The organism is Hallerella porci, assembly GCF_003148885.1.
In the GTDB taxonomy this organism is placed as follows: domain Bacteria; phylum Fibrobacterota; class Fibrobacteria; order Fibrobacterales; family Fibrobacteraceae; genus Hallerella; species Hallerella porci.
In genome coordinates this window covers 25,159-36,330 of sequence record NZ_QGHD01000026.1, presented here as the reverse complement: position 1 = coordinate 36,330, position 11,172 = coordinate 25,159, and the positions used below count along the sequence as shown (strand labels likewise).

Annotated in this window: 11 protein-coding genes and 1 pseudogene; 10 read left to right on the top strand and 2 right to left on the bottom strand. The window is 45.1% G+C overall.

The genetic code is table 11. The annotated features are described in order from the left end of the window. Both B0H50_RS13705 and B0H50_RS10500 read left to right on the top strand, forming a co-directional pair. Positions 1-232, top strand: a 232-nt coding sequence (locus B0H50_RS13705; protein WP_233244755.1) for a hypothetical protein, incomplete at its 5' end; no start/stop codon positions are given. Between the two features lie 54 nt (positions 233-286). Beyond that, the gene (locus tag B0H50_RS10500) at positions 287-928 is read left to right on the top strand and encodes a hypothetical protein (protein WP_109587697.1); all 642 of its coding nucleotides are present in this window, start codon (positions 287-289) and stop codon (positions 926-928) included. A gap of 125 nt (positions 929-1,053) precedes the next feature. Here the strand turns inward: B0H50_RS10500 and B0H50_RS10495 are convergent, their stop codons facing one another. Beyond that, complete coding sequence (locus tag B0H50_RS10495) at positions 1,054-2,037, bottom strand: YeiH family protein (protein ID WP_109587696.1); 984 nt, start codon at positions 2,035-2,037, stop codon at positions 1,054-1,056. A 207-nt stretch (positions 2,038-2,244) separates the two neighbouring features. Between B0H50_RS10495 and B0H50_RS13165 the strand changes: the two genes are divergently transcribed. The 3 genes from B0H50_RS13165 (at position 2,245) to B0H50_RS10480 (ending at position 4,826) form a co-directional block, all read left to right on the top strand. Next, positions 2,245-3,594, top strand: a complete 1,350-nt coding sequence (locus tag B0H50_RS13165) for a type ISP restriction/modification enzyme (RefSeq protein WP_146193741.1) — start codon at positions 2,245-2,247, stop codon at positions 3,592-3,594. 112 nt (positions 3,595-3,706) lie between these two features. Next, entirely contained in the window at positions 3,707-3,886 is a 180-nt protein-coding gene (locus B0H50_RS10485; RefSeq protein WP_106200049.1) for a hypothetical protein, read from the top strand. 43 nt (positions 3,887-3,929) lie between these two features. Next, positions 3,930-4,826: a DUF4421 family protein gene (locus tag B0H50_RS10480; protein WP_158275912.1), complete on the top strand. Its 897-nt coding sequence runs from the start codon at positions 3,930-3,932 to the stop codon at positions 4,824-4,826. On the opposite strand, the gene B0H50_RS10475 is transcribed toward B0H50_RS10480, so the two are convergent. Beyond that, entirely contained in the window at positions 4,810-5,904 is a 1,095-nt protein-coding gene (locus B0H50_RS10475; protein ID WP_106200053.1) for a DegT/DnrJ/EryC1/StrS family aminotransferase, read from the bottom strand. The genes B0H50_RS10480 and B0H50_RS10475 overlap by 17 nt on opposite strands. Before the next feature lie 110 nt (positions 5,905-6,014). On the opposite strand from B0H50_RS10475, the gene rpsT reads away from it, so the two are divergent. The 5 genes and pseudogenes from rpsT (at position 6,015) to B0H50_RS10450 (ending at position 11,172) form a co-directional block, all read left to right on the top strand. Further along, positions 6,015-6,284: a 30S ribosomal protein S20 gene (gene rpsT / locus B0H50_RS10470; protein ID WP_106200069.1), complete on the top strand. Its 270-nt coding sequence runs from the start codon at positions 6,015-6,017 to the stop codon at positions 6,282-6,284. Positions 6,285-6,406: 122 nt separating this feature from the next. Beyond that, positions 6,407-6,970, top strand: a pseudogene (locus tag B0H50_RS13890) (GTP-binding protein); the annotation flags it as partial. 414 nt (positions 6,971-7,384) lie between these two features. After that, complete coding sequence (locus B0H50_RS10460) at positions 7,385-7,804, top strand: roadblock/LC7 domain-containing protein (protein ID WP_106200057.1); 420 nt, start codon at positions 7,385-7,387, stop codon at positions 7,802-7,804. Between the two features lie 113 nt (positions 7,805-7,917). Further along, positions 7,918-8,280, top strand: coding sequence for a hypothetical protein (locus B0H50_RS10455; RefSeq protein WP_146129240.1), 363 nt, complete (start codon positions 7,918-7,920; stop codon positions 8,278-8,280). A 3-nt stretch (positions 8,281-8,283) separates the two neighbouring features. Continuing rightward, positions 8,284-11,172, top strand: a complete 2,889-nt coding sequence (locus B0H50_RS10450; protein WP_109587692.1) for a hypothetical protein — start codon at positions 8,284-8,286, stop codon at positions 11,170-11,172.

Below are 11,172 nucleotides of genomic sequence, written 5' to 3'. Positions count from 1 at the left end.
TGGTAATTACAAGGTAAAAACAAAACGGGCAGGTTCTTCGTCTGAGGAGCCTGCCATTTTTATTTTTGGCTATATTTTTTACCGGACACTAATAAAAATGTATAAAACAGCCATATTTACATTTATTCTTGCAATTTCGTCGTTTGCGCTTACCCTTGATCAAGTAAGAAACGACCTAAAAAAAGTTCCTTTGCGAAGGATTCCATTGAAATGGAAATTCGAACAACCATGAATGTGATGGGAACCTCTCAAAGTATCTCCATCTACATTGTACAATATTGAATTTATGAAGCGTTTTTTTCTTACATTACTCTTTATATCTTCAGTTTGTTTTGCCCAAGATGCGGCAAGTTCCAGTTCTGCGCGCAAAAGTTCTTCATCGGCGGCAGATTCGCAAATTCGCTGTCCTGAAATTGAATACCACGGGATGCAAACGACCAAGTATATTCCCAACAAGCCTTATATCATAAATTGGGATCGAAACACCATAGATTTAGATGGCATTGTAGATTCTGTTGGTCTGGATACTTTTTTTGTAGATGAAAAGATTCCAATTCTTCTTGCAGATTCCTCTAAAATTGCCGCAAAAATTGTAAAGCTTAAACAGGTGAGCATTAGTTCTACTGATAACGCCATGAAAAACGTTTTTGATTCTAACTATGTATACATTCCTCTGACTTTTAGTACAAATAAAGGCGACACAATCTCAGTACATAATTATTCTGCATCTGTTTTTTTAGATTGTTCATCACAATACACTGTTCCATATGTTTTTTTTATGGGAAATTTTTCCAATAATCCGACATCGGACGTCACTTCAATTAAACGTTTTAATTATAATCGCAAAAATATTTCGATGAAAAAGCACAATAGAGACGCATCAGGAAAATTTCTAAACAGGAAAACATCCAAAACAATTCGATACTAAAAACGTGTTTTGCCCGGGTCGAGTTGTGGCGTTATCGGTTTGCGTTGCTTGCCATCCCTAACGCAAAATGAAAAGATTTGCCTGTTGCGGGCAAATCTTAAAATGCTGAATTTATTTTTTGCTTTTTACACAAGAGCCGGAGCCAAGTATTTTGCCAGCGCATAGCCGCCGCCAACGAGCCAAACGCACAAAATGGCTGCCAGCAAAAATGGCTTGGGACCTGCTTGCTTGAATTTGTCCATGCTGGTTTCTGTGCCGAGAGCCGTCATTGCCATTGAAAGCAGAAAGGTGTCCAAAACTTCGATTCCATGAATAAGGTTTTGGGGCAGTAAATTCAAGGAGTTGAACATCACGACCAGCAAAAATCCAAAGGCGAACCAGGGAACGGCAATTTTTTTCTTTCCGCTTTTGCTTTCGGAGTCTCCTAATTTTCCTACGACAAAAAATGCCAAAACCAGCAGCACAGGAACCAGATACATCACTCGAATCATTTTGACGATAATGGCGACAGTTGCTGTGTCCGTAGCGTTTCCTGCGCCTACTGCATGAGCGACTTCGTGAATGGTCGATCCGATGTAGAGACCGGTTTGTTCGGGAGAAAGGGCGATTATTCCATTGCGATACAAAATCGGATACAGGAACATTAAAAGAGTTCCGAACAGCACGACGGTGGAAACGGCGACGGCTGTTTTATAAGGTTTTGCTTTGAGGGCGGCTTCTGCGCCAAGGACGGCTGCTGCTCCGCAAATCGCACTTCCGACAGACGTGAGCATAGCGGTTTCTTTGTCCATTTTCAAAAGGCGGGAACCCAAAAAATAACCGCCGACAAGAGTTACGGTTACGATGATGGCGTCGATAATCAGCGCGGGCGCGCCCACTTCGGCAATTTGGGAAAATGTCAGGCGGAATCCGTATAAAATAATGCCCAATCGCAAAATTTTTTTGGAGCAGAATGCGACTCCCGGAGACCATGTTCCCGGCATTCCTTTTCGGAGGGTGTTGGCGTAGATGATTCCAAACAAGAGGCCGACAATCAGCGGGCTGAGCGACAATGCTTTGACGGCGGAATAATCGGCTTTGTTACAAACGGTGCATGGCTGGACAACAATTCATTTGACGGATTCAGGAAAACCATAGAAGAAGAATTCAGTGCAATCTATGTCTTTAACCTGCGTGGAAACTGCCGCACTCAAGGCGAATTACGCCGTAAGGAAGGAGGAAACGTTTTTGGACTTGGCAGCAGAACTCCTGTAGCCGTTACAATTTTAGTAAAGACTAAGGAACAGAAAGAAAAGGCAAAAATTACCTACGCAGAAGTGGCAGACTATTTGACCCGTGAACAGAAGCTGGAACTTTTAAAGGCAGACAGAAGCGTTTTAAGTGAAGGCTTTTTGCAGAACGCCACAATTTTGCATCCCAACGAAGAGGGCGACTGGATAAGCCTGCGCAACGATTATTTTGACAGCTTTATGAATATAGAAGCAGACAAGAAGTTCAATGAAAAGTCAAAGAGCGTGTTCAGCGTTTATTCATTGGGTTTAGGAACAAATCGTGACCCTTGGCTTTATAATTTTAGCAAACCAGAAGTTGAAAGAAATGTAAAACGATTTATTGAAGAATACACAAGGAATATTGGAAGAAAACAAAATGAACTGACTACAGACCCTACAAAAATTGCATGGTCCAGCAGTTTAATTCCAAAAGTGTTAAAAGGCAAAAAAGTAAAATATCAAGATTTCTATGCAAAATCACTTTATAGACCTTTCTGTAAACAAATTCTTTATCGTGGTGAAGATTTAACACACCGACGTGGTCAATTTGATGATTTTTTCCCAACATCAGAACACGAAAATCTTTTAATCTGTGTTAATGGTCTAGGTTCAACCAAAGGCTTTACAAGTTTAATGACAGATTGTATTCCAGATTTAAATATGCTTGCAGCCGTTGCTCAATGTTTCCCATTATACTGGTATTCAAAATCAGAAGATGCACAGCAGGAGTTGTTCAATCAGAATGCAGGCAGCGGCTATGTCCGCCACGATGCCGTAACGGACTTTGCCTTAAAGGCGGCAAAAGAAAAATACGGAGCCGCCGTTACTAAAGAAGATATCTTCTATTACGTTTATGGTCTGCTCCATAGCTCAAGTTACCGCGCAACTTTTGAATCCGACTTAAAGAAAAAGCTTCCGCGTATTCCTTTTGTTAAAAGCAAAGAAACTTTTTGTGCATTCCTCGACGCCGGAAGAAAGCTTAGCCATCTCCACTTAAACTACGAAAGCGTTCCGCCGTTAAAAAACGTAACTGTAACGGGTTTAGAAAGCGAGAACTTTACCGTGGATAAAATGTCTTTTGCCAAAAGCGGCAAAGAAAAGGACAAGTCGACGATTCTTTATAACCCGAGCATTACCGTTTCGGGCATTCCAGAAAAAGCCTACGATTACATTGTCAACGGCAAGTCCGCTATCGAATGGATTATGGAACGCTACGCCGATGTCACTAACAAAGATACGGGCATTCGCAACAACGCGAACGACTGGGCAACGGAACACGGCAAACCGCGCTATATTTTGGATTTGCTTTTAAGCGTTATCGCTTTGAGCGTGCAGAGCGTAGAAATTGTAAACGCCCTGCCAGAGATCGATTGGAAAAAGGAAGCGGAGGGGTAACAAAAGAACTGCGAAAAGCGGTTCTTTTGTTATGATGCAAAAGCGAAAAAAATCATCAAAAAGTCTGTGCCATTGTCTATTTTTGTATCCGATTTTTTGAGGCGGTAAACCGATGAATGATTTCAAAAAATTAAATGACTCAGCGAATTTAAATCTTAAAGCCAAAAAGACGGAACGCATTCCGAAAAAGCACAAATGGCTTTGGCAAGGAATCAGCAGCGGAAATTCTTTTGGCGACGAGGATGACGATTCCATTTCTTATGGCGATGGCCATAACGGTTGGAATCGTTAACATTTTCTCCCTCCCTCCTAATTATCTAAATTTCCCCCGCATCATGAAAATTTTTCTCATCAGTTTGTGGCTTTTGGCGGGTTTGCTTTGGGCAGAGGCGCAAGGAATGGTGGCGAGTACGGACTCGGTGGTGACGGCGTTTCCCGAGAAATTTTTCATTCAATTTTACGCACAATATAATTATGCAGCATTCTCGGGAGAAAGTACCGACAACAAAGATTTGAAAACGAATCTTCCGGTGCATATCGGTTTTGGCGGCGGTTATGGGCCTTTTTCGTGGACGTCGATGCTTTCGATGTCTTTTGGCGCAGACGAAGATTTGCCGATAACGAAAGCGGCGAATTTGCAATTCAATTATTTTAGCGACCGCATTTTCGGTGACGCAGAAATCGGTGTGAACGATGGATTTTATAAACGGGAAAGATTCGAAGAAAAAGATAAAGCCGAAGCGTATCAGCTGATGATTATCAAAGGGAGTCTTTCTATCAATTACATCTGGAATAAAGATCATTCTCTGCGGGCGGTTTACAATATGGATCGCAGGCAGTGGAAAAGTAACGGCAGTTTTATTTTAGGAATCGGCGCATATTATCACGGAATTGAATCCAAAGATTCTGCGCTTTCATTTTATTCCGAAATGCAATCCTTTGTGCACGCGGGTCCGAGCGCGGGTTATTCGTACAATTGGATTTGGGATAATGGAATGTTTGGCAATTTATTAATCGTGGGGACGACGAGCGTCGGAAAAAATGTGACGCGAAATGAATGGATGCAATTTTATCAAATTTTCCCGAAAGGCGTTCTCGGTTATCACAGTCACACTTGGTCCATCAATTTTCCGCTGATTCTCAGTTTACTTTGGATTCATGAAAACGATGGAAAAGTCGGCGATTTTTTCCTTGAAGCGTCCGCGGGATTTACGATTACAAAACGGTTTTAATGCGCTGCAGAATTTCTTCGACGTCGGTGAAGGCGCAAATCGGAAGGCAGCAAACGCTTTGGGTTAATTGATAAGCGTTTTTGTTCCCGCAGAAATCTTTCGCAGCAGAAGGGAATCGGGCAAAGCACGGCTCAAGAGAAAGATTTCGCTCGTAATAAATGCGGGTCGGAATTTCGCACAAATTCATCTTGCGCACAAATTCATCGCGGTCTTGAATCCGCAGAGCGTATTGCGCATAAATGCTCGTGTTGCCGCAGGCAATTTCTGGAATTTGAAAACCGGAACGTCCTCGAAAGAATGCATCGTAGGCGGCTGCGTTCTCGCGTCGGCGAGCGAGTTCCTCTGCGAAATGTTTCCGCTTGACATTTAAAACCGCTGCTTGGACAGCGTCTAATCGACTGTTTGTGCCGAGGTCTGCGTAAATATCGGTTGCGTCTTTTCCGTGATTGGCAAATTGGCGGACTTTTTCGGCGAGTTTAGGGTCGTCGGTAAAAACCGCTCCGCCATCGCCAAATGAACCGAAGGGCTTGGTCGGGAAAAAGCTCGTCGCAGCGATCGTCGCAAGGGAACCGGCTGCGCGTCCGTTCTGAAAAGCGCCAAAACTTTGTGCGGCATCTTCTAAAATCCAAAGATGATGTTCTGCGGCAATTTCCTTTAACCGCGGATAATCGGCGCATTCTCCAAATAAATCGACGGCGATAATTCCCACAGTCTTTTCGGAAATGCGTTCTAAAACGGATTCTGGGGAAATTAAAAAATGCTCGTTTACATCGGCAAAGCGGGGAACGCCGCCTTCTAAGGCGACGGCTTCAGCGGTTGCGATAAATGTATAATCGGGAACGATGACTTCGTCGCCGGGTTTTAGTCCGAGCGCTTTTAAAGAAAGTTGTAAAGCACTTGTTCCGCTTGCGCAAGAAATCGCAAAACGGACGCCGACATCACTCTGTAAATTTTCTTCGAGTTCTTTGACTGCATTTCCGCCGATAAAATTTCCGCTTTTTAAGACTTCTTCGGTCGCGGAATGGAATTCTTCTTGATATTTTCGGTATTGTGCACCCAAATTGACGAACGGAATCATAGCCCAAAGCTATAAAAATGGACTGCAAGTTCTGGGGGGACTTGACTAAATTCACAATTTATACTAATATTGTGCTAACATTTTTAAGATTTTCACCCGGAGATAAAAAGGTGCCTAATCATCAGTCTTGCAAAAAGCGTATCCGTCAGACCAAGAAGCTGACCGAAATTAACCGTTCCGTCCGTTCTGCAATCCGTACGAGTCTCAAGACGATTCGTTCCGCAAGCGATAAGGACGCAGCCCTCAAGGAAATGCCGAACCTCTTCAGCATGCTCGATAAGGCTGCTGCTAAGGGTCGTGCAGGTTTCAACGCCAACCGTGCTGCCAATTATAAGGCTAAGGTTGCTCGCGTTGTGAACGCTCTTGCTGCCAAGGCTTAATTTCGCTTTGTCTTAGAAGTTGAAACCGCAGACGAATGGCCTGCGGTTTTGCTTTTTTTATGGAATATTGAGCCGACTGTCTGTATTTTTGTTAGATTAGAGAGAAACTTAAGGAAGAAGAAATGTCATCGATTAACTTCGCTACTCGTGAAATCAGTTGCAAGGTCGTGTATTACGGTCCTGGTTTGAGCGGCAAGACGACTAATCTTCAGGTGATTCATCAGAAGATGCCTCAGGATAAGAGAACCGACATGGTTTCTCTCGAAACTGAAGGCGACAGAACTTTATTTTTCGACTTTCTCCCGTTAAATTTAGGCGACATCAAGGGCTTTAAGACAAAGTTTCAACTTTATACAGTTCCTGGTCAGGTCTATTATAACTCGACGCGTAAAATCGTACTGCGGGGGGTGGATGGCATTGTTTTTGTCGCTGACTCTCAACGCTCTCGCGAAGCCGAAAATTTGGAAAGTTTGCAGAATTTGCGCCAAAACCTAGAAGATTATGGGGTAAACCTCGACGAAATTCCGCTGGTTTTACAATACAATAAGCGCGATATGGAAAACGTGTTCACCTTAGATGAAATGAACCGTCTTCTCAATCCGAATAAAATTCCATTTTTCCCGGCGACAGCGTATAATGGAAAAGGCGTCGTGACGACTTTAAAAGCGATTGCGATGCTTGTGATTCAACGCTTTAATGTGAAACAAGGATTTTTGCGTAAGGCTGCAGATAGCGTGCACAATACGGGAGTTCACGATGTAACTCTCGGCGGACAAAATGGCGTTTCGATTTCTTCGAAAGAACAGCCCGCTCCGGCGGCTCAGCCAATTCCTACGCAAGAACCGCGGGTCGAAGTTCAGCCGAAACCGGTGGAAGCACCGAAGCCTTTTGAAACCTCAGCTCCGCGTCCGATGCCTTCGATGGCGGCAAGTCCGTTCCGCGGTGGCATTTTCCAAAAGAGCGCTTCGCCCTTTGGACGTCCGGCAGCACCTGCTCCGAAGCCATTTAACAAGCCTGCATTCGATTCAAACGAAGGAATCTCGGACGACGAAATTGAACTCCGCCCGTATATTCCGAAGAAAAAGTAGGGGTAAATTTTTATGAGCGATTTTGCAGTTTATACGGATGACGCCGACCGCGTGCGTCGCTTAATGCAAGCCTATTTGACGAATGTCAAAGCGGATTATATTATGCTCGTGCACCGCGATGGTTCTGTGATTTCTGAAGTTGGATCCATCGGAATGGATACGGTACCGCTTGCGGTACTAAGTACTGCTTCCTTTGGCAGCGCCAAGCAAATCGGTGTGATGCTCGGCGAAGGCGAATTCAAATCGGTTTCTTATACCGGCGAAAAGCGTTCCATTTATATTGCTCCCGTAGAAAGCGCACTTCTTTTGGTGCAAATTTTCTCGGGCAATAAACTGCCGAACCGCATTGAAGATTACAACAAATTATTGGTTGAAAAATTGATTGAGGCTGTGCCCGCATTCACGCAGAATACGAGCAAAATCCGTCGCTAGGAGTTCCTTTGCAAAGGCTTCCTCCTTTACGTTACATTCGAAAGACGACTTTGGTTTTCCTAGTCGTCTTTTTGTGTTTTATTGCCCATCGCATTTTTGTTTCGGTGAGCGGAATGGAACAGTTTCAGCACGCGACAAAAGACGAAAAGAAAACGCCGATTTTCAGCGCGGTATGTCGGAATATTGTCGGCGGCGCTCCGTTTGGCGTTGATTCGATTTTCCCGGTGCATACGCGGCTGCATTTTTATTCGGAGCTTCCGAAGCTCAGTTGGGATATTCCGCAAAATACGATTCGACATGTGTGGTATAATGGCGCGGATACGGTGCAAATCGTCTATTGTACAATGCTTGAAGATGCGTGCGAAAGTTCGATTGCGCCCAAAAATTTGGGACCGGGAGAATGGAGTGTGGATGCGGTGAATGGACGCAAACTTCTTTCGAGCCGCCAGTTCAAAGTGGAACCGGCTAGGGAATAACCCTTGCCATTTTTTGCCGTCTTCATTTTTCTTTTGGCTGCAAGCGCTTGGGCGGGGAATTATTGCAAGCTTTCGGCAGATTCGATTCCGACGTGGCGCGGCGTTCCATTCTTAAAACAAAATGCGGAAAAATTAAAAGCAGCCGATGCCGAAAAAGCGGAGCGCGATACACTGCGTCTCAAAACTTCGGGTTCGAAAACGATTCAAGTCACCGTGGGCGATGGCGGCACCGAAGTGGAACAAGAATTGCATCTTTCGGTTTCGGGCGAAGCAACGGACGGCGTTTATATTGACGCAGTCCTTTCGGATGTCGGGCGGGAAGCGGGCTCGGAACGCACAGCCACTCTCCGCGAAGTCGATGAAGTGCACTTTCGCGTGGAAACGGAACATTTGTTTTTGCATTTGGGCGATATGACGTGGAAGGAATCGACCCTTGGGCTTTCGGGATTGGAACGGGCGACTTTAGGAGTTGCCGCAGGGGTGAAGGCGGGGCATTCGCGGGTGCGTGGCGCCTTTGGATTTGACGAATTGCATTCGATTCATTCGACATTTCAAGGCGTAGATGGACAGCAAAAAGGTTATCTGCTTTCGACGGGAACTTCGGAAGCTTATGTCGCAGTCGTACCGAATTCCGAAACGGTTTTCTTGAACGGGGTAAAACTCAAACGCAATGAAGATTACGTCGTCAATTATGCGGGCGGCGTTTTGGATTTTTTGGGAGCCATTATCCCTGGCGTAGAAGATGAAATTCGCGTGGAATTTGACGCTTACAATTCGGGCGGCATGCAGATATTAAAAGCAGCGGATGGAAGCTATCGCGGAAAGCATTTATGGTTAGATGTCATGGGCTTTGAACTTTCGAGCGATACGGCGAGACTTCGCCGCAATACGTGGACGGACGAAGACCGCGAACTTCTCAAAAAAGATAAAGGGAAAAAATTTGAACGGCCCGATTCTCTTGGGGAATTAGAACGCCCGTGGATGTTACGGCGTATGGGCGCACGCCTTCGCGGACAACTTTGGAATCACGCTTACGCGGACTTAGAAATCGGAGCAAGTCAAGCGGACACGAATACGCTTTCGCATCAAGTCGGCGGGCCTTCGGGCAAAGCTTATCGCTGGTTCCTTTCGAGCGATAGCACGGAAATGCAGCGTTATTCACCCATTCGCGTTGAATTTGCTGGCGATTATTTGCAAGAAGGATTTATCCAAAAAAATTATCAAGGAACCGATCGCAACTGGGATTCGTATTTGCTCAAAGAAAATTGGGATTTGGACACGGCGCAAATTGCGGGCTCGTTACGCTATGACGAAATTTCACTTCGCCTCAAATTACCGGCGGCGTATTTTCTCGGAATGGAATGGGGATATCGCCGCAGTTTAACCGAAGAAGAAAATTGGAATTCTTCGCGGGCGCGCGCATTTCTTTTGCACAAAAACAATGCTACCGAAAGCGAAATTTCTTTCATCCGCGTCGTCTCTTTTAACGCTTACGAAATGGAGCGTTACCAAGGAACGGCTCGCGCCGAAGTGAAAACGGGAATGTTTCGTCCCTTTGGTTCTGCGGCTTACGGCGTTTGGTTAAAAGATTCCGAAGAAATTCAAAACGATCATTCCGAAAAAGCGGATGTGAAAAGCGGATTAAATATCGTCGGCGAAAATTGGAATACCAAAGGAACTCTTTTTGGAACGCGAGCGCGGACCGGTACTTCGTTTAAAAATCTTTCGGACTCGTTACAGATTGCGGGCTTTGAACATTCGGCAAATATCTCGCTACGAACATTTTCGTTCTCGCATATTTTGCAATACAAGCGGACGATTCTCGATACTGCGGGCTCGAGCAATTCATGGATTTCGGAAGAATCGTTGGATTGGGGAAATTCCAATTCACCATTTTCGGGGCGGGCTTCGTATCGGCTCGGTTTAACGCGTGAAGTGCCTTATGTGCCGATTTATAAAGCGGTTGCGCCGGGAACGGGCGATGTCAAATTCGATAGTCTCGCCGGCGTATTTGTCGAAGGCGTAGACAACGGCGATTATGTTTACGAAGGCATGGGACGTAGCGATTCCGCAGATGCGGTGCGAGCAAGTTCTGCGGCGATGACTCTTTCGTTCTCGTTAATTCCGCGGGCATTTGGCATTCGCCACGGCGTCTTGCGCGATTTGGAATTTTCTTTTGACGGGGAAAGCGAAGGCCGCGACACGACGGGAAAAAATTTATTCTTACCGCCGTTTTGGAATAGCAAATTGCGCGAACTCACGAGCGGACTTTTTAATGGCGAACTTTCCATCTTGTGGAATGAAGTGCAAAATCGCGGCTCCATCGAATATAAAGTGGGAACGGAAAGTGAAAAACGCAATACCTCGCAAGGGTATTTTGAAAATCGCATTTGGCATCGATTGGATTTCGTTTACGCGGGTAGAAAAAATGAACTGTGGGAACTCATTCCCGGGCTTGAAATTGTAAAACTCGAAACCTTTCAAAAAATGGATTGGAAAATTTACGAAGCGACCGCATCGTGGAAACGGAAACTCCCGCTGCATTTTTATGTCATGCCGAAAGGTTGGATTCGAAAAGGCGACGGCAAAGATGAAATGGGTTCTCTCGATGCATTCCTTCGCCAAGGTGCGCTCGTCTTAGGATTTGACGACGAAGAAATGATTCACGCCGAAAACGAATTCAGCGCTACTTACGTGACAACCGATAATGAAATTCTTCCGTATCAAATGGTTTCGGGATTTGGCAAAGGAACCACTTTCCGCAATGCGGCAACGATTACGGTCGATGCAAATGAATATCTTTCTCTCGGATTCTCGTATGTGATTCGTTTTGGAAATGCAGAATCTGGCGTCTTCCAAAAAATGTCGATGGAGGCGAGGGCTTATTTCTAA